The sequence below is a fragment of the Bacillus sp. AR8-1 genome (assembly GCF_008042345.1).
Lineage (GTDB): Bacteria > Bacillota > Bacilli > Bacillales > Bacillaceae_G > Bacillus_A > Bacillus_A cereus.
This window is the reverse complement of sequence record NZ_QNUB01000009.1, coordinates 193,885-215,384: the sequence shown is the minus strand read 5'-3', so window position 1 is coordinate 215,384 and position 21,500 is coordinate 193,885. Positions and strand designations below refer to the sequence as shown.

Below are 21,500 nucleotides of genomic sequence, written 5' to 3'. Positions count from 1 at the left end.
GAGCGCTTATGCAAAGTGCTCTTTTTTAATACAGGATTTTCCAATCTTGTTATTGAATATAAATTGAAAATAAGAAAGAAGGTTGAAAAATGACAACAATCTATTTCGTTCGCCATGCCCATTCTACCTATACAAAAGAAGAACGGGAGCGACCTTTATCTGAAAAAGGGTACTTAGATGCAGAGAATGTAACACGCTTATTAAAAGATAAACATATTGATGTTGTGATTTCTAGCCCGTATAAAAGAGCAATCCAAACTGTACAAGGAATTGCGAATACATATAAATTATTAATACAAACAGAAGAAGATTTGCGTGAAAGATTATTGAGCACAGAACCGGTATCAAATTTTAATGATGCTATGCAGAATGTGTGGGAAGATTGGAGTTTTGCATACGAAGGCGGAGAATCGAATGATGTCGCACAAAGGCGCGCTGTAATATGTATGCAAAATATATTAAAACAATATGAAGGTAAGAATATTGTAATAGGTACGCATGGAAATATTATGGTATTACTCATGAATTATTTTAATTCGAAATATGATTTAGAGTTTTGGAAAACACTTCATATGCCTGATGTGTATCAATTAAATTTTGATAAAAATCGTTTCATTTCTGCTGAAAGAATAGAGAAAACAGGTCATCGGTTAAATATTTTGTAAAAGTTTATCAAAAAAAGAGGAAAGAGAGAAGTTATTGTAGAAGTATGACTTTGTAACATAAAAAATATATGTTAAAGGAGGCTGTTTACATGTTTGAGAAAGAGAAAGAAGGGCTTATTGAAGTTCAAAACGTATATGAAATTGCACCAGAAGATGGAACAATTATTGGTATGGCAACGGAAGAAGAAATGGAAATTGCTGCTGAACTAGAGTTACAGTACTATGCCCATTCTCGTTTGTTAGAAGCAAATATTCAGTTAGACGGTTCCTCCTACAAAGAGTTACTTCAGGAGTTCCAGGAGTACGAAAGAAAATCAATGAGCTTTTGGCGAGCGATACATAAACGTTTAGCTGTGCCATGGGCGTGGGTACTACGTATTGATGTTGCGAATGGCCCTATATATGTAAGTAATGGAAGTTCATATTACGAAGAAATCGATGATGAAGAAGATTATGAATAGATAAGTAAGGAAGCAGCTTTAGTTGCTTCCTTTTTTTATTTGTAAGAAATGAATCGCCTCAATAATAATATCTGGTCGATCATTTTCTATACCGTGACTAGCATGTTCGGCAAGAATATATTGGTTGTTAGTTGAGAGGTGTAATTGTTCGTGAATTAGTTCTTGCCACATTGCTTCAAGTTGTGTTGCTTCCTCTTTTGGCATGCCGCCATTAGTCAATTGAGTAATAGAATATTGAGGATCTCTACCGATAACGATTAATGATATTTCTAATGTTTTACATAGCTCTTTTAGTGAGAGAGCACAGTTTTTCCACTCCGATAGTTCAGAAGCTGTCGCTTTATATAATGAAGGCGAGGTAGAGAATTCAATTTGCTGTTTTGATTGATCGGTGAGAATAGGTTTTAGTTCATTATAAAGTGTGTCTACATCCATTTTGGAATATATATTATATTTTTGAAACCAAACATCATCAGAATCAGTTTGATCAGAAATTGGTAAATGAAGTTCATCTAAACGGTGTAAGTTCATCGAAGTAGAATCAACTAAAATAAGTGCTTGCAGCTTATCTTCATGTAACATCGCAAAATGTTGTGCACATAATCCTCCATAGGAATGACCGATTAGAATAAATGGTTCTTGAATAGCTAGTTTGTTTAGTAACATATGTAGCTCTTTTGTAACTTGCCTTATTGTACGCGGCTGATTGCCTAAATCACTTTTTCCGTAACCTGGGCGATGGTATGAAACAACTGTAAAATGCTCTGAAAGCTTTTCTATAATAGGAAACCAATCATAAAATGAGCAAGTCATTCCAGTTTGAATGACTACAGTTTGTTTACCATCTCCTTTTATATGTACTTCTATATTTTGCCTCATTATTTCTACAAATTTATGAATGTTAATTCCTCCTAAGCTTGAAATAATTTTTGACAAGCAAAAACGATACACCAAACACCTATACCAAGTAGGACAGATGTACTAAGTGTAAATGAATTTTTTAAACCAATATAGACAATAAATAATAGTAGTGCTGATGCGGGGAATCCATATAATACCCCTAAAGCAAATTGACTCAATTCTTGTTTATTTCCGCCTTCGAATGAAATCCAAAATAAACTAAGTAAACTCACGAGAGGAAGGGCAGCAATAAAGCCACCTATCGTACTGTAATGTTTAGCGACTTCAGTGATAATGCCGATAATAAGTGCCGAAACGATTACTTTAACGAGGAAATGCATATTTTGCCTCCTTCGCTAATAACGAAAATGCTTTTTCAATTAATTGTTGTTCTTCTTTTGATAACTGTAATTCTAATATTTTTATCTTTTCTTTATCTAGTAAAGTATGTTTTTCTAATACTTCAATTCCTTCAATTGTTAATGTAAGATTTACAACTCTTTCATCTTTTTTATTTCGCTCTTTAATGATGAAGCCCTTTTGAATAAGGCGCTTTATGTGTTCAGACGCTGTGTTATGAGAAAGACTAAGCTCAGTAGCGACTTTTCCAATTGTTATACCTTTCTCACGAGAAACGATTTGTAAAATACGAATTGCTTGGTGGGAAAGGTTGTCCTCGTATTCGTATCGTAAGTGATAATAAATGCTCTCCCAATGTTGATTAATGTTGTTCATAATAATAAATCCCCTTTTTTATATCGTATAGTAAGATATATTCGTTGTTTTAGAAATAAAATCCTTTTATTTGGATAAAAAATGTTGAAAAAGTTTATTTTTATTGAAATATAAGGTAATCTATGTGTAAAGGTATACATTTAGCAAGAGAGAGGATGATAGCTGTGAATACATTCAAATGGATTAGTCATGAACAGATGTATGTAGATGAAATACATGTTGAAAAATGTGGTCCTCTTTCAGTCGGCGTATATGGGGGAAATCAAGAGAGTGATGCATATGAACGAGGAGATGCGGTGCTGGCTTGGTGGGATCCTGAATTACAATTTGAATTTGTTATGATTTTTGATACACATCACAAAACAAAAAATATAGATTATATAATAGAAGCGATTTCGGAAAGAAAAGAAAAACTAAAAGAGTTATTCTCATATCCAATACATTTAGCTTTCCATCATACACATATGTACCTATTAGCGTTATTTACAGATGAGTTATTTATTAAAAAGTGTGATCAAGATGATGAGGAACTCGCTTGCTTAATTTGTTTACGAAAAGGCGAATTTTTATATTGGTTATCAGTTGGTGATTGTTTCGCGTATTTATTCCATTCTGAGAAAACGAAAAATGGAAAAGGACGATTAAATAAACGGAAAAATTACGAATATATTGGCAGGAAAAATATTTTTGCAGCAAATACACCTTGCTTTACGTCAGGTGTAAGAGGATTAGAAAAAGGAATGAATCACATTGTAATGGCAACGGACGGTATTTTAGAGTGTGACAAACGAAGGTTTGATGATGATCAATCTTTAGTAGAAATATTACACGACGGAAATAGCTTGCAGATTGAGCCCGTATTAACAAATGTACTGCAGTGGAAAGGTAGAGACTGTGCCACGATTATTGGATGGTCTATTGATACTGATAATAAACAATGTACTAATTAATATAAAAGGAGTTCAAGGTTTTTATCCTTGAACTCCTTTTTGTTAAGCAATATGGATGTGATATGTTTTCAACCATTCATTTACTTGTAGCATATACTCCATGGCACTTCTTGCCTCAAAATTGTTAATCTCTTTATTACTTTGATCAGCAATTGAAAGTAAGATGGAATGGTTAATAAGTGAGAAAATAGGATTGTTTTTATTGTTACACATATCAAGTGTTAAATTACGGATTGTTTGTAAGTAGAGTGGATCTTGTGAAGTTGGATAAGCGCTTTTTCTTCTATTGCGTACATCGTCAGGTAAAGCTGGTTGTAGTGCTCTACGTAAAATGCCTTTTTCAATATTATCAATACTTTTTATGTTGAAAGGAACATTCCATAAATATTCAACTAATCTATAATCACAAAACGGTACACGAACTTCAAATCCAACAGCCATACTCATGCGATCTTTACGGTCAAGTAAGAAAGGAAGGAATCGTGTTAAAAATAAATAAAACATTTGACGTTGTTTCGCGGATTTTTTACTTTCGCCTTCAAGAGTAGGTACTTCAAGTATCGCCTCTTGGAATCGTGTATCAATATAGTCTTCTAGATTACATTGGTTACTTACTTCATTTAGTAGAAGAGGAGATGTATTTTTCCAATTTTTTAGCCAAGGAAACTTATCTACATATAGTAGTTCTTCTTGATGAAACCAAGGATATCCACCGAATACTTCATCAGCCGATTCGCCGGATAAAGCTACGGTCGCATCTTTTTTCATTTCGCAAAATAGTAAATATAGTGAAGTTTCCATTTCACCAGCACTCGGTAAATCTTTTGCATGAAGGGGAACGAATAATTGATTTGCTAATTCTTCAGCATTCACAATAATATCATGATGCGCTGTCCCGACATATTCAGAAACGCGTTTTACCCAAGGTGCGTCTAAACCAGTGCGAGCAAATGTCAGTTCGAAATCTTTTGCGCTATTTACAAAGTCAACAGAATACGTATGAAGTGTTTTATTTTCAGCAGCAAATTCTTTACCCGCAAGTGCAGTAATACCGCTAGAGTCTAATCCGCCTGATAACATACAAACGAGAGGAACATCGGCAATTAATTGTCTTTTTACTGTATCTTGTAAAATAGATAAAATATGCGAAGATGTATCTTCTATAGAGTCTGTATGGAACTTACTTTCTAAATTCCAATACTTCGTAACTCCTTTTTTATGACGTGTAAATGTTATAGAATGTCCAGCACGTACTTCTTGAATATGTTTAAAGACGCCACATCCTGGAGTGCGAAATAAGCCTAATCCAAATATTTCATTTATTCCATCCGCATCAATTTCAGCAGGGACAGATGGATGCGCTAATAATGCTTTAATTTCAGAGCCGAAAATAATACTGCCATTTCTTTCTGTAAAAAAGAGTGGTTTTACACCTAAATGATCTCGTGCTAAAAACAATTGTTGCTTCTGATCATCCCATAAGGCAAAAGCGAAAATTCCGTTTAAATGTCGTACGCAGTCTTCTTTCCATTCTAAATAAGCATGTAGTAATACTTCTGTATCTGAATGGGTTTCAAATGCATGCCCACATTTTTGAAGCTGCTCTCTAAGTTCACGGAAATTATAAATTTCTCCATTATAAGTAAGAGCATACGTATAATCACCAGCACGAAATGTTTTTGGCTGCGTTCCTCCTTTAGGATCTATTACGATTAATCGGCGGTGTGCAAAAGCTGCGCGAGGTGAAAACCAAAATCCTTCAGCATCCGGACCACGATGCTGAATACTATTTGCCATCTTTTTTAAAATAACATGTTGATTTGAAAGGTCTTCTTTCCAATCTACCCAACCTGTAATTCCACACATACATATCTCATCTCCTAATTTAAAATAGTAGATTAACGAAATAAAATGTACACCAAGTTAAAGAATGACTATATAAATAGTGTACTACATGAACCAAATTGTAGACTTGAGAAAATTTTCTTTGAACGCATAGTTATGTGAGACAATGGCTAAGGAAAAGTATTCCATTACATACAAAAAATAAAAAAGATGAGAGAAAAAATTTTCTCAGACGTTATATAGGGTGTAAAAGCTTTTACAAAACAATAAGGGGAATCGCTACATGAAATCAAATGAGAAAAATTTTATAAAAAGATTACAACGGCAAAAAGAAGACGCGTTAGAATTTGTTGTCGATACATACTTACCACTCATAAAGGGAATCACGCATAAAGTTCTACTTCCCATTCAAAATGATGGACTCATAGAGGAATGTATAAACGATATATTTCTTTCCATTTGGAATAACGCAAATAAATTTCATGGAGAGCCGAGCGATTTTAAAAAGTGGATTGCAGCGATTGCGAAGTTTAAAGCAATTGATTATTACCGGAAATCGACTAAAACAGTAGAAATCATTTCAGATGAGTTTCATATCAGTACAGAAAAATCAGCAGAAGACGAATTAATCGTTATGGAAGATAGGGAAGAATTATTGAAGCTCATTAATCAATTAGAACCGCTAGATCAAAAGGTGTTCATTATGAAATATTTACTTGGTATGAAGACAGAGGAAATAGGTGACAAGTTAGGATTAACTCGGGCAGCAATTGATAATCGAGTGTACCGGGGGAAAAAGAAACTACAACAAAATGCTACGAATATTAGTTTTGGAGGTAGTGCAATATGAAAGACATTTATGAACTATTAAATGATATTGATATAGACGAAAAAGAACTAGAAGAAATTGAGGCTTCTGAAATTGAAAAAGAAAAAGTAAAACGAAATGTAAAACAATCGATACGTACGAAGAAAAAGATGAAAAGTTGGAAAAAAGGTGTCGCTGCTGCATCTATTTTAGTAGGATTATCAGTTGCAACACTCGGTATCGGATTTCCTACATATGCTGGGGGATTGCCAATTGTAGGTGACATATTCCGATTTTTAGATAATGGTAGAACAGGGTTATATGAAAATTATAAAGAATTTTCGACTGAGTTGAATATGACGAGAGAGAGTAATGGAGTTAAGGTTACAATTAATGATGTAATTTCTGATGGCAGAACATTATCTATAACGTATTCACTGGAAAGTGAGCAGGACTTAGGGGAGGATCCTATCATATTAGGTGGATTGGATATAATGGACGCTCATGGTAGTTCAGGCAGTGGTAAAATGACTAAAGTTACTGAAAAAAAGTATGTAGGTATGGTAACAACGACGCATCATGATAGCAATAAAAAGGACAAAGTAAACTTTAGATGGAATATAGAGAGAATAGAGATGCCAGATAGGAAAAAATCAATACAAGGTAATTGGAATTTCGCCTTAACTGTAAAATCAGTGGATAGTAAAGAGAGAACAATTGGTGGGAGTTCGGAAAAAGAAGGTATAAAAGCAAATATGGAAAAGGTCGCAATATCGCCAGTTTCATTTATTCTTTATTACAATCAAGAGGTTTCTAAGGGCACGAGGAAAGAATGGGATAGTGTAGATGTTGAATTGACGGTTAAGGATGATTTAGGGAATATTTATTCGGGTGAAGGAAATGGGGGAAGTGGCAACGATCCTTACAATATCCATTGGAGTGCCACCTTCCAAAAACTAAACGAAAATGCAACAAAGCTTATCGTTACACCTCGCGTGCACTTGCGAGTACATACACCTGAAAATCATGGTGGAGTAGAGTATGTGAATGGGAAAGAGAAGAAAATAGAAGTGCCGAAAAAAGAAGCGAAGAGTAAAGATATTGTGTTAGATGATATTGTCATTGATTTAAAGAAATAAAAGAGAGACTGCCTAAAACCATTTAGGCAGTCTTTTTTTCGTTAAGAACTAGTAACGAGCAATGCATGCGGATGCTGCGTTTTATATTCATCTTTCCACGGAATATTTAGTTGTTCCCACGATTCGCCGCTATCATTGGATTGAAAGACGCCATTGTTATTTAACGTGTAAAACGTATGTGGTTCAGCCTTGTTTGTCGCAAACATCGAAATGACTGTACCGATTGCAGATGGTAGTCCTTGTTGTACTTGCTGGAACGGAGTATCTTTCGTTTTTCGATAAATATAAGATTCATAAGGGATACGGTGATGAGCCAGATCAGCACTTGGCGCGGCAGAAACTAGAATCGTATTACAATCAGCTGGATCAATTGCCATGCTGTATAAATAATGATGTTCAAGTCCTTCACTACATGAGATCCAGCTGTTTCCATTGTTATAACTTTCAAGATAAGCACGATCAGGTCCGCCCATAAATCCGTCACCACATGATGCATAAAGACGATTTGGTGCTTCAGGGTGCATAAGTAATTGATGAGCATCGATAGGAGCACCGAATTTTTTATCAATCCATGTATGCCCTTTATCATTACTTTGAATAACAGCACCAGCTTCGATTGAAACGTGTATTGTATTAGGGTTGTTTGGATCAACTGTAATCCAGCGTACGTGATGGGTAAAAGGTCTAGGCGGGAAAGCCCACGTATAAGAAGATAATAATGATTTCATATTTTTAAGTTCAGTCCACGTTTCACCACCATTTTCAGAGCGAAATAAAGCGCTCGGTTCTGTGCCGACATAAACGACCCCATATCCGTTCACTTGTTCATTTGAGCTTATTGTTATGGAAGTGATAGAGGAGTGTAAAATACCATCTTCTTTAGGGAAATCAAAGTAACGATAAGAATCTCCAATTGGTCTCCATGAATCCCCGCTATCGTCACTTAACCATAGACCTCGTCCAAATGTTCCGCAATATACACGGTTTGGGTGGAACGGATCAACAGCGATACAGGTAGGTTGCATATTTTGTAAGTGGTAAGTCGTTTCATAGTTATCATATTGTTCTTTCACTACAACAAGTTCACGTTCCATACAGAGAAATAAACGTTTCATTTAAGTAACCTCCTTAAAATTCTTTCATTAGTAAACAATATGAAAATAAAAAAGAAGTAGTCTTGTTTTATTTGAGAAAAAGGGATTGTCTAAAAAATAGCGAAGTGTGTATACAGAGGAAGCGGGCGTTTACAATCAGTCGATTCGGGATAAAGATGGGGAGTTTGTTTCATACTAACATACAGATATTGTACTTAAAGGAGTATAAGTATGGGACATTCGCATGATCATGGTCATTCAAAAAATAAAAAGGCGTTACTAATTGCCTTCCTACTAACAACAAGTTTTATGATTGCAGAAGTTATTGGTGGATTTGTAACAAATAGCTTAGCACTACTATCTGACGCGGGGCATATGCTAAGTGATGCAGTATCTTTAGCTTTAAGTTTACTTGCGTTTAAGCTCGGAGAAAAAACAGCAACAACTGTGAAAACATATGGATATAAGCGAGTCGAAATGTTAGCAGCATTATGTAACGGTGTCGTTCTTATTGTCATTTCGGTATACATTTTTATTGAAGCAATCCGTCGTTTTAAAGAACCAGTTGAGATTGCTAGTAATGGGATGCTCATTATTGCAGTCCTTGGTCTGCTTATTAATATTTTATCAGCTTGGATATTAATGAGAGGCGGAGATGTGAAAGGTAATTTGAATTTAAGAAGTGCTTTCTTACACGTACTAGGCGATCTATTGGGTTCCGTCGGAGCGATTATTGCTGCGTTACTTATTAAATTTTTCGGATGGACTGCTGCAGATGCGATTGCTAGTATTCTTGTGTCTATTTTAGTCATTATTAGTGGATGGCGTGTAACACGTGATACGGTTCATATATTAATGGAAGGTGCACCACAGCACATAAATGTTGAAGAGGTAAAAAGTACGTTATTAAATATTCCGATTGTCAAAGAAGTTCATGATTTGCACATATGGTCTGTTACATCAGATTTTCAAGTATTAACATGTCATCTTATTATTAAAGGGAATGAAACGCAAAGTGTATTAAAAGAGGCTACGTATGTATTAAAGGAGAAATTTCATGTAGAACATGTCACCATTCAAGTAGAAATAGATGGTGAATTTCATCATGATGAGACAACTTGCAAAGTATGAAAGAAAAAGGATAAGAAAAAGTGTCATAACATTTTTCGCACGGCATACATATATATAATGTGGCCACAAATACTTTGCAAGGTAAATATTTCATGAAATTACTTTACTTATAAAGAGTCATCTTTTATAATCAAAAGTGGTAATTGATAAAGATTATCATTTTCAATGATCGTAGAAAGGAGTTTTTTAAAAGATGAGTAGTCAACTCCGTTTTGCTGTTGAAAATCGTAAGAGGCATTTAATTGATGAGTTAATTGGAGCAGGTGTGTTTAAGATTCGCGACCGACAATTATACGAGCTGTCTTTAGAGGAATTGGAAAAAGAGTACGAAGATATGGAAGGTTATGCAAATATTCAGGCGTAGCTATATAGATTAGTAAAAGGAGAGCTGGTTACGATTTTGTGTAACCAGCTCTCTTTTTATTTCGTAGAAATTATTTTTTGTATTTCTTTCATGGGACGGAGCCAGTTTTGAGTCATTATTTGTTCCATTTGTTTTTCGTCCTGCTTCTGCAATGCTTGAATGATAGAGTGATGTTCTTCAATAGATTGACTTGCTGGAACAAAGTTTTGGAAAAACAAATATTCAAGACGTAAAACGTGAAGTTGCATATTTTCTAGAAAGGGTTCAATATATTGATTTTTAGCAATAGAAGAAATTGTATTGTGGAATTGTATATCTAATTCTAAAGCTTGTTTTGCGTTTTTTTTCTCTATAGAGTGCTGAAAATGATCATTTATTTCAGAAAGTAGTTGAATATCAGCGTCTGTAATGTTTTGAAGAGCTTGCTTTCCTATAATAGAGTGAAGACCAGCCATCGTTTCATAAATGATAGATACGTCGTCTAACTTAATAGGAGCAATTTTTGTTTTTTGCCCTGGTACCATCTCCACTAATCCAGAAAGCTCTAATATTTGAAGTGCTTCCCTTACAGGTGTTCTGCTTACTCCTAGTGCCTCAGCCAATTCCCCATCATTAATTTTTTCATTGGGCTTCAGTACACCTTCAATAATCCAATTCTGTAGTTGATTTAAAACGAGTGATTTTGCTGAAATTCTTCCTGGTTTTTTATAATTTTGAGGGACAGGCATAGTGAATTCAATCCTTTCATTGTATATTTTCCTTTTTCGCATGAACAAGCTTTAATTTTTGTTTCCCTTCATCCGGCTTTTGGCTTAAGATGAGCACCATTACAATGACACAAAAAGCGCCTAATAACTGAAAAGATTGAAATGGCACGTGCAATATAAGTACAGAAGAAATAATAGCTGCGAGTGGTTCTGTGCAACCAAATAATGTTGTTTCTTTCGGAGTCAGGTATCGTATGCTGTCTAAGTATAAATAAAAGGCAATAAGTGTCCCGAAAATGACGACAAATGTGATGAGCGGTAGGGTACTTAGTTTTGCATATTTCATAGTTGATAATAAAATGAATTCGTTTGTAGAAATAAAGTGTACAATCGTTACACCAATACCCCCAATAATCATGCCCCATCCAACGATAACGGAGGAAGACCATTTTTCTAACAATTCCTTTGAATATAAACTATAAAAAGCGAGAGATAATCCAGATAAAACACCCCAAATAATAGCTGGTGTAGAAACAGCCAAGTTATGAACAGACCCGTTTGTTAGTAAGAGAAAAGTGCCTACTAATGAAAGGGTAATTGAAATGAAATCAATTTTTGATGGACGAACGTTCCATTTGAAAAGTAAGTATACAGTGATGAATATAGGAGCTAAATATTGTAATAATGTTGCCACGGCAGCATTTCCTTCTTTAATTGAAGCGAAATACGTATACTGTACAGCAAGCATACCGAATAGACCAAACAAAATCATTTTAATAGCATCAGAATTTTGTTTCCAAATGCCAAATATCTCTTTTTTTCTCGTTCCGAATGAGGAAATAATGAGCAAAATAATTCCAGATATAAGTAAACGGATCGTAACTAACCATTCGGTTGAAACATTGTCATATTGAAAAAGTTGTTGTGCAGCTGTACCAGACAAGCCCCATAAACAAGCACCGATTATGACCATTATAATTCCTTTCAATCGATTTGAATCCATATGATCTAAAATTCTCCTTTCTAAAAATATAAATTGAATACAATATGCAATATATCACAGAATGACTCGTTAATAAACTGAAATTTCTAATTTGCTTTTTTATGTATAGTAAAATATTGTAGAGGAGGGGGAGTATATGTTAGCTGGATTTTTAGTTTGTTTATTTGTTGGGTTACTTATCATTTTATTAGTGTATCAAATACATGTGAAAAAGAGGTTGTTTTTGTTAGCAGGATATCAAGAAGAAACGTTTGTTGGAGATAAAAATAAATTAGCGAAGCTTTCAGGAGCATTTTCTTATATAGTCGGAGTTGCTACTATAATATTACCGCTTAGCTTAGAAAAAATAGGTGATGTAGTTGGTATCATATATGCTATATTAATTGTTTTAGGTACAGTTGTATTTATAATTAAAGCAAACCTATTAAATAAGAGTGCTATAAAATAAAAAGGCTTCATTCTACTGAAGCCTTTTATTAATTATTATGAAGTATAAGTAAAAGCCGGAATAGGATCAATAAATGTATTCCACTTTTGTCCCATTTCCTTTTCTGTTAATAGACAATCATCTAATGATTGTTCAATCACAGAACGATTCATATCAATACCGATAAATACGAGCTCAGTTATTCGATCTCCATATCGCTCGTCCCAGTTTTTTAATACTTCTGGTTCTTCTGCAATCATTTGATTTCTTTCAGTTTCAGGTAATGCGGCTATCCATTCACCGGCTCCTTGAATTGTAATAGAGGAACCTGCTTGAGATAGAAGCCCTATCATATTATTACGAGATGCGAGCCAGAAGAATCCTTTCGCTCTTACAACATCTAAAGGCCATTTTTCTAGCCAATTCATAAGGCGCTCGGGATGGAAAGGATATTTGCGACGGTAAACAAAGGAATTGATACTGTATTCTTCCGTTTCCGGTGTATGATGTTCACTATTTAATTCTTGTATCCAGCCGGCCGATTGACTAGCTTCTTCATAATTAAATAGATTTGTGTTTAAAATTTCTTGTAATGGTACTTTGCTAAACGAAGCTTCAAGAATTTTTGCATAAGGATTTAATTTTTTTAGTAAATGATGAAGCTCTATCACATCTTCTTTTTCTAGCAAATCTATTTTATTAAGAATAATTACGTTTGCAAACTCAATTTGATCTATTAATAAATCAATAACTTCCCGGGTATCATTCTCATCGATTGCTTGTTTTCGGTCTAATAAACTTTCTCCGTCTGCAAAATCATCCCAAAACCTATTTGCATCTACAACTGTAACCATCGTATCGAGGCGACAATTTCTCGTTAAATCAATGTTAAGAACTTCGTCTGTATAAGTAAATGTTTGAGCAACTGGAATAGGCTCACTTATACCAGAAGATTCAATAATAATATAGTCAATATCACCATTTTCAACAAGACGATTCACTTCTATCATTAAATCTTCTCGTAGTGTACAACAAATACAGCCATTTTGAATTTCTACTAGTTTTTCCTCCGTACGTGAAAAACCACCCTTTTTTATAAGAGATGCATCAATGTTTACTTCGCTCATATCATTAACGATAACAGCTACTTTTAAGTTATTCTTATTCGTCAAAATGTGATGTAGTAAGGTAGTTTTTCCAGATCCTAAAAAACCACTTAATACAGTGATAGGTACTTTTTTCATGAAATGATCTCTCCTTTAAATCGTAATGATTACGTTTTATATTAAACGATAGGAAAAGAAAAATCAATAATAAATCATAATGATTACGATTTAAGAATAGAAATAGACTATAAAATTTGTGCTGTAGTATGAAGCATTTGGACAAGCACATGTTTACATATAAATAAAATGGAGGCGAGAAGCTTGGTCTTTAATAGAGTTTCAAAAGAATTAGTAGGCATAGCTCTTATCGCTATGTTTCTCTTTTTATTATTTTTTGTAGATTTTACAAGTCTAGCAAATTTGCACAAAAATATGCCACAGGAATGGTTGAATGTGAATACAGTATTTTTAAGTATCATTTTTGAAGCAATACCCTTTATTTTATTAGGGGTAATTGTTTCTTCATTTATTCAAGTGTTTGTGACGGAAGATATGATTCAAAAAGTAATGCCGAAATCTCCAATTGTTGCAATGATTCCGGCAGTATTTGTGGGAGTTCTTTTTCCAATGTGTGAATGTGTCATTATACCAATTGTAAGAAGGCTCATTCAAAAAGGGCTACCACTTCATGTAGGCATTGTTATTTTATTGAGTGCACCCATTATGAATCCAGTTGTTCTTTTATCTACTGTATATGCGTTTCCCAAAAATGATTACGTTGTATATGCACGCTTTGGGATAACAATTTTAGTTGCTCTATTCATAGGGCTAATTGTGTATTACTGCTATCGCGAAAGAAATGTTTTAAAAGACGTAGAGGTTTCAGTTCAAATAAGCAAAAAAAAGAGTTGGAAAGATGTTATGAATCACATTGTAGATGAGTTTTTTGATACTGGTAAATATTTATTGATAGGTGCTTTTTTAGCAAGTGTATTTCAGACGTTTTTTGATCGGAATATACTGGATGCAGTAGCACATAACGAAGTAATTGCCCCTTTTATTATGATGGGATTTGGTTATGTTTTATCAATTTGCTCTGCAGCCGATGCTTTTATAGCTGCATCTTTTGGACATGTTTTCTCGGTAAAGGCACTTCTCGCATTTCTTGTGTTTGGGCCTATGCTTGATATGAAAAATACGTTAATGCTATTTGCGTATTTTCAAAAGAAATTTGTATTCTTTTTGATGGGAATTGTCATTGTATCTGTGTATACCATCCTGCAAATCATAATGTTATAGGAGGTGAGAAAGAATGGAGAAAGAGGAGCAGAAGGCGTATCATCGCTATATACGTGGCATTATTTTAATTGGTTTAGCAATGCTCTTATTTAAACTACTTGTAACAGGAAATATTTATAATTTTATCGCTCCAAAAATGATCAAATTTACGTATATAGCTTTTGTAGTAATTTTAATTTTTGGTATTGTACAAGTTTGGGGAGATGGAAGAGAAAAACAGCATGATTGTAATTGTTGTAAACATCATACAACATCAAAATCAGGGATAAAAAGTTTCTTTGTATATGTTTTATTTGTTGTTCCGATAGTTAGTGCTTTTCTCTTTGGAAGTGTAACAATTGATGGAAGTTTAGCAGGAAAAAGGGGTATGAATCAAAGTGTACAGGCGAGAAGTCTGGAAAGAAACGAAAAAGAGGGGAAACAGGTTAAGTTTGATGAGCGAGAAGTATTAGTTGATTCAGAAGAAACATCAAATTTAGCAACGACTTATAAAACGGAAGAGCAAGTAGTAAAAAGTATGTTAGGACAGCGTAAACTACAAGTAAAGGATAAGGATTATGTTCAAACAATGAATGTAATTGGTCAAAATGTTAATTGGTTTAAAGGGAAAGAAATTACATTTTTAGGGTTTATATATAAGGATAAAGATGTGACGGGTAATAAAGCAGTAGTGGCTCGATATGGCATAACTTGTTGTATTGCGGATGCATCAGTCTGGGGGATGATTGTTACCGGGAAAAATATTGAAAAAATTCCAGAAGAAACATGGGTGAAAATAACAGGATTATTAGATGAAACGACATATAAAGGAACAGTCTTTCCACTTGTAAAAGTAAACAAAATCGAGAAAATTAATAAGCCAACTGACCCATATGTATATGATGCTTTACCTCAATAGAAAAGAATAAATTCTTCATATTTTCATGAAATAGAATCATAATCAAGGCGATAAAAAAATAAAGATAAGAGTAATTTGGTTTGTTAAAAATATGTGCAGAAGGAGTTATGCGATGAACTGGGTTACTCATAAACCATCATTTGAATTTGAAACATTTAGTCCTATTATTCGGTCACAATCTGCGTGGAGTGGACATTTAGATTTTGCATATGACTTAGTACGATTTGAAAAACCAGAAACTTTAGTTGAGTTAGGTACACATTTAGGAGCTTCCTTTTTTAGTTTTTGTCAGGGAGTAAAAGATGGAGGGTTATCGACTAAATGCTTTGCAGTAGATACTTGGGCTGGAGATGGGCATACAGGTCCATATGGAGAAGGGGTTTTTCAAATAGTAGAAAAAGTAGTGAGCGATAACTACCTTAATATAGGAAATTTAATTCGATCTACTTTTGATGATGCTGTAGACCGGTTTCAAGATGAAACGGTAAATCTTTTGCATATTGATGGCTATCATACGTATGAAGCTGTTTCTCACGATTATAATACATGGCTACCGAAAGTCGCGAAAAACGGTATTGTATTATTTCATGATATTGAAGTTAGAAGTAGTGATTTCGGCGTATATAAGTTTTGGGATGAGGTAAAAGCGAAGTACCCTCATTTTCAATTTGCGCATTCATATGGACTGGGAGTGTTATTTCCGAAGGGTTGTAGTGATAAGTTTGAGGAAATACTTAAAAATAAAGAAGAAATACAAAATATGTATAAATAAAGGTAGGGCATGCATCATTTTAATGATGTGTGCCCTATTTTTGTGTGGGAAATTATGGTGTGAATTAAAAATTGAAGATAGTTGTAAAAAGTTTTGTTGCAGCAAATATTAAAAAAGTTAGTATGGGATTTTTCTTTGTAAATAAAGTGAAGCTTTAATACGTTCATATCAATTCGGAATTTTACAGTAGTTAATTTCTTACCTAAGTGCTTTGCACTTACTGAATTTTAAGGCGGAGGTCTTATTGGCTGAAAATATCGGGATAAATAAAAATACAACATTTTTTATATTTTTCATTGCGAAAAACGTAATCTACTTTTACAATAGAAAGGGTTGTGAATATATTATACTGGAAAAATAAATCGAAATAATATGAAAATTTTGTTTTGTCTTCGCTAATTGTATATTACATACATGTAAGACGACATACGTCATGTTATCGACTTGTAAGGAGAGAAAAAAATGAAAAGTGTAAGATTACCATCGATGCTAGAAATCATAGTTCTTTTATTACTATTTCTTGCTGTTGTCTTTTCCTTCCAAACGATTTTTGATCTCCCAATTCAATTAGCGCTATTTATTTCATGGTTTTTAGTAATTGCGCTTGGATTAAGATTAGGATTTCGTTATCAAGAATTGCAAGATGCAATTACGAAAGGGATTTCTAACGGATTAGAAGCAATACTGATTTTAGTTGCAGTAGGTGCTTTAATTGGAACATGGATTGCTGGTGGGGTAGTACCAACATTAATCTATTATGGATTAGAATTTATTCACCCTAGCATATTCCTATTAGCAACATTAATTATTTGTTCTATAACTTCTATCGCAACAGGAACGTCTTGGGGAACAGTGGGAACAGCAGGTATTGCTATGATGGCGATTGGTGAAGGACTTGGTTTACCACTTCCGCTTGTTGCTGGTGCAGTTCTTTCAGGAGCTTATTTCGGCGACAAATTATCACCACTTTCTGATAGCACAGTTCTTGCAGCTTCTATGGCGAAAGTAGATGTTATTGCTCACGTTCGAGCTATGCTCGTATTAGATGTTCCGGCTTATATTATTACTAGTATTATGTTTACTGTAGCTGGTTGGATGTATGGCGGCGATAATGTAGATTTGAATCGAGTAGAATTTTTAAAAGAAGCTTTATTAAAGCAATTTGATATTAAAATATGGATGCTTGTTCCGGCGGTCATTGTTATCGTTCTATTAGCGATGAAGAAACCGTCTATGCCAACAATTGCAATGGGAGCTTTAATTGGTGCAATTTGGGCAACTCTTTTCCAAGGGATGAACTTTGGAGAGGCGATTGGAACAGCTTATAACGGATTCTCAATTCAATCTGGTGTTGAGTTTGTTGACAAGTTATTAAACCGTGGTGGAATTAACGGCATGCTTGGCTCAGTAGCCGTTATTATTTTCGGTTTAGGATTTGGTGGATTACTTGAAAAATTAGGTGTTTTAAAAGTAATCGTATCAAAATTTGAGAAGAAATTAAATTCTGCAGGTAATGTAACATTGTCTACATTAATCGTGGCATTCTTAGCTAATATATTTGGTTGTGCGATGTATGTATCACTAATTTTAACACCAAAAATTATGGAAGATAGCTATGATAAATTAAAAATAGACCGTCGTGTATTAGCGCGTAACTCAGAAGTAGGTGGAACGTTAACTTCAGGTATGGTTCCATGGTCTGATAATGGTATTTTTATGGCTGGTATTTTAGGTGTAGCAACGTTCTCATATGTTCCGTTTATGTGGTTAAGTTTCGTATCGTTAATTTTAGCAGTTATTTATGGATATACAGGCAAATTCATCTGGTATGTAGATGATGCAGATAAAGGAAAGCAAGCATCATAAAATAAAAATCACCTTCTACAATATGTAGAAGGTGATTTTTTTATTTTTTAATAGCATTTGCTGAAGTTATTTCATTCTCATATTTAGCAATTTTTTGTTGTATCTTTTTTAAGTTTTTTTCAGTGTCTTGAATGAGCTGTAAGACATTGGTCTCCTGTTGTTTCATTAATTCTAACCTTTGAAGGATGGTAGATTCTCCTTCCATAGACCAGTCGATAAATTGTTTTATTTTTTGAATTGGCATACCCGTGTTTTTTAAACACAAAATCATCTCTAAATATTTCAGTGCTTCTTCATCAAAAACTCGATCTCCTTTTTCGTTTCTTTGCAGAAAAGGAAACAGTCCTTGTTTATCGTAATAACGTATTTGAGAAATAGTTAAGTGTTGCATTTTGGCGACTTGCCCAATTGTATAATACATATCATTCATCCTTTTATTACCAAGGTATAATGCCATCTTTGTTAAGTATTTTACCATTATAGTTTGTTTCATTTAATGCATATTTAATAATAATTTTAGCACTTTCAGTGGTTGTATGGCCACCGGGGGAATTTCCATTAAGATCCGTAGTTGTAAAACCAGGAGTTACTCCAAATACTTCTGGACCGTTAGTGGCAAATTCTTTACTAAAAGCTAATGTTAAAGCATTAATAGCTGTTTTGGAAGAATTATATCCTAGTGTATTAATTGGATGTGTTTCACCATTAGCAAACATTGTTAGTGAGGCCATGTCAGTTGTTACATTTATGATTTTACTGTTGCTTGATTTCTTTAATAATGGTAAAAAGGCTTGCATCATTTGGAAAGTTCCAAAAAAGTTAACTTCAAATCCTTGGCGTAAAGTTTCAATATTTAATTCACTAGGTAGCGTATTGAAGTCTAGCGCTATGCCTGCGTTATTAATTAATAAATGTAAGTGGTCAGTCGTTTCGTAAATTTTCTTTGTTGCTTCTTGAATGGATTGTGAATTTGAAATATCTACTTGAATATAGGAAACGTTTGAAACATTTAAAGATTCTAAGGCTTGTTGTCCAAGTTGTTCATTACGAGCACCTAAAAATACGTGATAATCTTTTTCTGCTAATTGACGAACAAGTTCATATCCAATTCCTTTATTCGCACCTGTTATAAAAGCATATTTTTTCATATTGAATTCCTCCAGTAGTGTTATAGTAGGTTACAATGGAAAGGATACAGCCTAAACTTAAGTTTAGGTCAAGAGGAATTTTTTAAAATAAATATAGAATATCTATATATAAGAGTGAGAATTCTTATCATTTAAGAGAAAGTCTGTTATTATAAGAGATGTAGGTATTATATTTTCAAGGGGATGAAAACATGGAGTACAGAATTGAAAGAGATACATTAGGAGAAATAAAAGTTCCAGCTGATAAATTATGGGCAGCACAAACACAGCGTAGTAAAGAAAACTTTCCAATTGGAACAGAGCAAATGCCGCTTGAAATTGTAAAAGCATTTGCAATTTTAAAGAAGAGTGCAGCGCTTAGCAATCAAAAATTAGGAAAGCTATCAGAAGAAAAAGCAGAAGCAATTGTAGAAGCTGCGGATGAAGTGATTGCAGGGAAATGGAATGAACATTTTCCGCTTGTCGTATGGCAAACAGGTAGTGGTACACAGTCAAACATGAATGTGAATGAAGTAATTGCAAATCGTGGGAATCAAATTTTGAAAGAGAAGGGATCTGACGTACATATTCATCCGAATGATGATGTGAACATGTCACAAAGTTCAAATGATACATTTCCAACGGCGCTTCATGTAGCTTGTGTAATCGCAGTAGAAAATCACGTATTATCAGCAATTACGAAATTAAAAGAAACTTTAGCAGAAAAAGTAACTGCATTTGAACATATTATAAAAATTGGTCGTACACATTTACAAGATGCAACGCCGTTAACTTTAGGGCAAGAAATTAGCGGATGGCACCGTATGCTTGAAAAAACAGAGCGTATGATTGCAGAGAGCAATACATATATGAAAGAGTTAGCAATTGGTGGAACTGCGGTTGGAACAGGTATTAATGCTCATCCTAAATTTGGTGAGATGGTATCAGAGGAAATTAGTCAATTTACAGGTAAACAATTTGTTTCTGCACCAAATAAGTTCCATGCATTAACGAGCCATGATGAAGTTGTATATACTCACGGTGCATTAAAAGCATTAGCTGCGGATCTAATGAAGATTGCTAACGATGTACGTTGGCTTGCAAGTGGTCCACGTAGTGGTCTTGGAGAAATTATTATTCCAGCAAATGAACCAGGGAGCTCTATTATGCCTGGTAAAGTAAATCCAACGCAAAGTGAAGCATTAACGATGGTTGTAGCGCAAGTGATGGGGAATGATGCAACAATCGGATTTGCTGCGAGCCAAGGTAACTTTGAGTTAAATGTATTTAAACCTGTTATTGCTTATAACTTCTTACAATCAGCTCACTTATTAGCGGATGCAATTGTTTCGTTTAATGACAATTGTGCAGTTGGTATTGAAGCAGATGAAGAAGTAATTAATGAAAATGTGAATCGTTCACTAATGCTTGTAACAGCGCTAAACCCACATATCGGATATGAAAATGCAGCGAAAATTGCGAAGCATGCTCATAAAGAAGGATTAACTTTAAAAGAAGCAGCGTTGCAATCTGGACTACTAACAGAAGAGCAATTTGATGAAATTGTAGATCCAAAGAAAATGATTGCTCCAAAAGAGTAATAGAAAAAGCCAAGATTCTTAGTATAGAATCTTGGCTTTTTTGATGTTCATTTTTAAGTTTCATCTACTTGCAATAATGCAAGCTTCAAAATATATTATTTGTTAGCAGGCGTATTCATTACTTTCATCTGTGGGCAGTTCTCTTTTAAGAGTGAAATGAATTTTTCTTCTTCTTGTGGTACGAAAGTGGTCACTGAGTCAAATAAATTATAATTAATTTCTAATTGTTGCCTAGTCCATTTTTTTGAACGAAGTTTTTTGCCAGAGTACTTAATATGGCGAATGTCTTTAAATGGGATTTCAGTACGAAGTATGAAACCGTGTTTTACAACAAGAGATGATTCCGTTACGTTGTAGTGAGAGAAATAGAATGAAGAAAGATTCACGATATTTAGAAGCATCATGAGAGTGAAAAAAATAGAATTTTCATTTTGGAAGAATAACGAAACGAAAAAAATAATTATAAATAATGTAATGAAAATGACGTGGAATGGATTTTTTTTCGCTTTAAACTTCAAGTTAGTCACCTCGGTATACTTGTTCTTTAACTAAATTAAATCATAACATTGTGATAAAACGTGCGAATATGCAGAATTGCATAT

Annotated in this window: 24 protein-coding genes; 13 read left to right on the top strand and 11 right to left on the bottom strand. The window is 34.0% G+C overall.

Annotated features, from left to right (window positions below):
• Positions 1-89 precede the first annotated feature (89 nt).
• A complete protein-coding gene (locus DN400_RS06535) occupies positions 90-665 on the top strand; it encodes a histidine phosphatase family protein (protein WP_065228587.1) in 576 nt (191 codons plus the stop codon).
• A gap of 89 nt (positions 666-754) precedes the next feature.
• Positions 755-1,126: a hypothetical protein gene (locus DN400_RS06530; protein ID WP_000461779.1), complete on the top strand. Its 372-nt coding sequence runs from the start codon at positions 755-757 to the stop codon at positions 1,124-1,126.
• 18 nt (positions 1,127-1,144) lie between these two features.
• Here DN400_RS06530 and DN400_RS06525 read toward each other — a convergent pair whose 3' ends face one another.
• The 3 genes from DN400_RS06525 to DN400_RS06515 are packed head-to-tail and all read right to left on the bottom strand — an operon-like array spanning position 1,145 to position 2,761.
• Positions 1,145-2,077, bottom strand: a complete 933-nt coding sequence (locus DN400_RS06525) for an alpha/beta fold hydrolase (RefSeq protein ID WP_147801580.1) — start codon at positions 2,075-2,077, stop codon at positions 1,145-1,147.
• Positions 2,038-2,367 carry a DUF3147 family protein gene (locus DN400_RS06520; protein ID WP_000545616.1) on the bottom strand — a complete coding sequence of 110 codons (330 nt, stop codon included), beginning with the start codon at positions 2,365-2,367 and terminating at the stop codon, positions 2,038-2,040. Before DN400_RS06520 ends, DN400_RS06525 begins: the two co-directional genes overlap by 40 nt.
• The gene (locus DN400_RS06515; protein ID WP_053564811.1) at positions 2,351-2,761 is read right to left on the bottom strand and encodes a MarR family winged helix-turn-helix transcriptional regulator; all 411 of its coding nucleotides are present in this window, start codon (positions 2,759-2,761) and stop codon (positions 2,351-2,353) included. Before DN400_RS06515 ends, DN400_RS06520 begins: the two co-directional genes overlap by 17 nt.
• Before the next feature lie 122 nt (positions 2,762-2,883).
• Here DN400_RS06515 and DN400_RS06510 point away from each other — a divergent pair, with 122 nt between their 5' ends.
• Entirely contained in the window at positions 2,884-3,711 is an 828-nt protein-coding gene (locus tag DN400_RS06510) for a PP2C family serine/threonine-protein phosphatase (protein ID WP_071714472.1), read from the top strand.
• 42 nt (positions 3,712-3,753) lie between these two features.
• Here the strand turns inward: DN400_RS06510 and asnB are convergent, their stop codons facing one another.
• Positions 3,754-5,577 carry an asparagine synthase (glutamine-hydrolyzing) gene (gene asnB, locus DN400_RS06505; protein ID WP_147801579.1) on the bottom strand — a complete coding sequence of 608 codons (1,824 nt, stop codon included), beginning with the start codon at positions 5,575-5,577 and terminating at the stop codon, positions 3,754-3,756.
• Between the two features lie 262 nt (positions 5,578-5,839).
• Between asnB and DN400_RS06500 the strand changes: the two genes are divergently transcribed.
• Both DN400_RS06500 and DN400_RS06495 read left to right on the top strand, forming a co-directional pair.
• Positions 5,840-6,406 (top strand): sigma-70 family RNA polymerase sigma factor, encoded by a 567-nt coding sequence (locus DN400_RS06500; protein ID WP_000840007.1) that lies wholly within the window; start codon positions 5,840-5,842, stop codon positions 6,404-6,406.
• Positions 6,403-7,503 carry a DUF4179 domain-containing protein gene (locus DN400_RS06495; protein WP_071714470.1) on the top strand — a complete coding sequence of 367 codons (1,101 nt, stop codon included), beginning with the start codon at positions 6,403-6,405 and terminating at the stop codon, positions 7,501-7,503. Before DN400_RS06500 ends, DN400_RS06495 begins: the two co-directional genes overlap by 4 nt.
• Before the next feature lie 41 nt (positions 7,504-7,544).
• On the opposite strand, the gene DN400_RS06490 is transcribed toward DN400_RS06495, so the two are convergent.
• A complete protein-coding gene (locus tag DN400_RS06490; protein ID WP_000825318.1) occupies positions 7,545-8,618 on the bottom strand; it encodes a WD40/YVTN/BNR-like repeat-containing protein in 1,074 nt (357 codons plus the stop codon).
• A 210-nt stretch (positions 8,619-8,828) separates the two neighbouring features.
• Between DN400_RS06490 and DN400_RS06485 the strand changes: the two genes are divergently transcribed.
• Positions 8,829-9,728: a cation diffusion facilitator family transporter gene (locus tag DN400_RS06485; RefSeq protein ID WP_098033419.1), complete on the top strand. Its 900-nt coding sequence runs from the start codon at positions 8,829-8,831 to the stop codon at positions 9,726-9,728.
• Between the two features lie 193 nt (positions 9,729-9,921).
• Positions 9,922-10,092, top strand: a complete 171-nt coding sequence (gene fbpA, locus DN400_RS06480) for a Fur-regulated basic protein FbpA (RefSeq protein WP_044796735.1) — start codon at positions 9,922-9,924, stop codon at positions 10,090-10,092.
• A gap of 56 nt (positions 10,093-10,148) precedes the next feature.
• Here the strand turns inward: fbpA and DN400_RS06475 are convergent, their stop codons facing one another.
• Together DN400_RS06475 and DN400_RS06470 are read right to left on the bottom strand one after the other, a co-directional pair.
• A complete protein-coding gene (locus DN400_RS06475) occupies positions 10,149-10,820 on the bottom strand; it encodes a GntR family transcriptional regulator (protein ID WP_002023787.1) in 672 nt (223 codons plus the stop codon).
• Positions 10,821-10,836: 16 nt separating this feature from the next.
• Positions 10,837-11,802, bottom strand: coding sequence for a DMT family transporter (locus DN400_RS06470; protein ID WP_098447234.1), 966 nt, complete (start codon positions 11,800-11,802; stop codon positions 10,837-10,839).
• Between the two features lie 136 nt (positions 11,803-11,938).
• Here DN400_RS06470 and DN400_RS06465 point away from each other — a divergent pair, with 136 nt between their 5' ends.
• Positions 11,939-12,250: a DUF3784 domain-containing protein gene (locus DN400_RS06465; protein ID WP_098447233.1), complete on the top strand. Its 312-nt coding sequence runs from the start codon at positions 11,939-11,941 to the stop codon at positions 12,248-12,250.
• Positions 12,251-12,285: 35 nt separating this feature from the next.
• On the opposite strand, the gene DN400_RS06460 is transcribed toward DN400_RS06465, so the two are convergent.
• On the bottom strand, positions 12,286-13,473 hold the full coding sequence (locus tag DN400_RS06460; protein WP_065228594.1) for a GTP-binding protein: 1,188 nt from the start codon (positions 13,471-13,473) through the stop codon (positions 12,286-12,288).
• 168 nt (positions 13,474-13,641) lie between these two features.
• Here DN400_RS06460 and DN400_RS06450 point away from each other — a divergent pair, with 168 nt between their 5' ends.
• From DN400_RS06450 to nhaC, 4 genes are all read left to right on the top strand, one after another.
• Positions 13,642-14,634, top strand: a complete 993-nt coding sequence (locus tag DN400_RS06450) for a permease (RefSeq protein ID WP_170954601.1) — start codon at positions 13,642-13,644, stop codon at positions 14,632-14,634.
• A gap of 13 nt (positions 14,635-14,647) precedes the next feature.
• Entirely contained in the window at positions 14,648-15,532 is an 885-nt protein-coding gene (locus DN400_RS06445; protein WP_000409934.1) for a TIGR03943 family putative permease subunit, read from the top strand.
• A 112-nt stretch (positions 15,533-15,644) separates the two neighbouring features.
• Positions 15,645-16,304, top strand: coding sequence for a class I SAM-dependent methyltransferase (locus DN400_RS06440; protein WP_001104675.1), 660 nt, complete (start codon positions 15,645-15,647; stop codon positions 16,302-16,304).
• Between the two features lie 462 nt (positions 16,305-16,766).
• Positions 16,767-18,170 carry a Na+/H+ antiporter NhaC gene (gene nhaC, locus DN400_RS06435; RefSeq protein WP_000843992.1) on the top strand — a complete coding sequence of 468 codons (1,404 nt, stop codon included), beginning with the start codon at positions 16,767-16,769 and terminating at the stop codon, positions 18,168-18,170.
• A gap of 40 nt (positions 18,171-18,210) precedes the next feature.
• Here the strand turns inward: nhaC and DN400_RS06430 are convergent, their stop codons facing one another.
• Both DN400_RS06430 and DN400_RS06425 read right to left on the bottom strand, forming a co-directional pair.
• Complete coding sequence (locus tag DN400_RS06430) at positions 18,211-18,591, bottom strand: MerR family transcriptional regulator (RefSeq protein ID WP_000291861.1); 381 nt, start codon at positions 18,589-18,591, stop codon at positions 18,211-18,213.
• A 16-nt stretch (positions 18,592-18,607) separates the two neighbouring features.
• Positions 18,608-19,318, bottom strand: a complete 711-nt coding sequence (locus DN400_RS06425; protein WP_065228596.1) for an SDR family NAD(P)-dependent oxidoreductase — start codon at positions 19,316-19,318, stop codon at positions 18,608-18,610.
• A 191-nt stretch (positions 19,319-19,509) separates the two neighbouring features.
• Here DN400_RS06425 and fumC point away from each other — a divergent pair, with 191 nt between their 5' ends.
• Positions 19,510-20,898, top strand: coding sequence for a class II fumarate hydratase (gene fumC / locus DN400_RS06420; RefSeq protein WP_065228597.1), 1,389 nt, complete (start codon positions 19,510-19,512; stop codon positions 20,896-20,898).
• A 95-nt stretch (positions 20,899-20,993) separates the two neighbouring features.
• Here fumC and DN400_RS06415 read toward each other — a convergent pair whose 3' ends face one another.
• Positions 20,994-21,416, bottom strand: a complete 423-nt coding sequence (locus DN400_RS06415) for a PH domain-containing protein (RefSeq protein WP_000669072.1) — start codon at positions 21,414-21,416, stop codon at positions 20,994-20,996.
• Positions 21,417-21,500: the final 84 nt, after the last annotated feature.

Coding starts and splice junctions, on each gene's coding strand:
- DN400_RS06535 (WP_065228587.1), top strand. CDS start 90: ATGACAACAATCTATTTCGTTCGCCATGCCCATTCTACCTATACAAAA.
- DN400_RS06530 (WP_000461779.1), top strand. CDS start 755: ATGTTTGAGAAAGAGAAAGAAGGGCTTATTGAAGTTCAAAACGTATAT.
- DN400_RS06520 (WP_000545616.1), bottom strand. CDS start 2,367: ATGCATTTCCTCGTTAAAGTAATCGTTTCGGCACTTATTATCGGCATT.
- DN400_RS06515 (WP_053564811.1), bottom strand. CDS start 2,761: ATGAACAACATTAATCAACATTGGGAGAGCATTTATTATCACTTACGA.
- DN400_RS06510 (WP_071714472.1), top strand. CDS start 2,884: ATGTGTAAAGGTATACATTTAGCAAGAGAGAGGATGATAGCTGTGAAT.
- asnB (WP_147801579.1), bottom strand. CDS start 5,577: ATGTGTGGAATTACAGGTTGGGTAGATTGGAAAGAAGACCTTTCAAAT.
- DN400_RS06500 (WP_000840007.1), top strand. CDS start 5,840: ATGAAATCAAATGAGAAAAATTTTATAAAAAGATTACAACGGCAAAAA.
- DN400_RS06495 (WP_071714470.1), top strand. CDS start 6,403: ATGAAAGACATTTATGAACTATTAAATGATATTGATATAGACGAAAAA.
- DN400_RS06490 (WP_000825318.1), bottom strand. CDS start 8,618: ATGAAACGTTTATTTCTCTGTATGGAACGTGAACTTGTTGTAGTGAAA.
- DN400_RS06485 (WP_098033419.1), top strand. CDS start 8,829: ATGGGACATTCGCATGATCATGGTCATTCAAAAAATAAAAAGGCGTTA.
- fbpA (WP_044796735.1), top strand. CDS start 9,922: ATGAGTAGTCAACTCCGTTTTGCTGTTGAAAATCGTAAGAGGCATTTA.
- DN400_RS06475 (WP_002023787.1), bottom strand. CDS start 10,820: ATGCCTGTCCCTCAAAATTATAAAAAACCAGGAAGAATTTCAGCAAAA.
- DN400_RS06470 (WP_098447234.1), bottom strand. CDS start 11,802: ATGGATTCAAATCGATTGAAAGGAATTATAATGGTCATAATCGGTGCT.
- DN400_RS06465 (WP_098447233.1), top strand. CDS start 11,939: ATGTTAGCTGGATTTTTAGTTTGTTTATTTGTTGGGTTACTTATCATT.
- DN400_RS06460 (WP_065228594.1), bottom strand. CDS start 13,473: ATGAAAAAAGTACCTATCACTGTATTAAGTGGTTTTTTAGGATCTGGA.
- DN400_RS06450 (WP_170954601.1), top strand. CDS start 13,642: ATGGAGGCGAGAAGCTTGGTCTTTAATAGAGTTTCAAAAGAATTAGTA.
- DN400_RS06445 (WP_000409934.1), top strand. CDS start 14,648: ATGGAGAAAGAGGAGCAGAAGGCGTATCATCGCTATATACGTGGCATT.
- DN400_RS06440 (WP_001104675.1), top strand. CDS start 15,645: ATGAACTGGGTTACTCATAAACCATCATTTGAATTTGAAACATTTAGT.
- nhaC (WP_000843992.1), top strand. CDS start 16,767: ATGAAAAGTGTAAGATTACCATCGATGCTAGAAATCATAGTTCTTTTA.
- DN400_RS06430 (WP_000291861.1), bottom strand. CDS start 18,591: ATGTATTATACAATTGGGCAAGTCGCCAAAATGCAACACTTAACTATT.
- DN400_RS06425 (WP_065228596.1), bottom strand. CDS start 19,318: ATGAAAAAATATGCTTTTATAACAGGTGCGAATAAAGGAATTGGATAT.
- fumC (WP_065228597.1), top strand. CDS start 19,510: ATGGAGTACAGAATTGAAAGAGATACATTAGGAGAAATAAAAGTTCCA.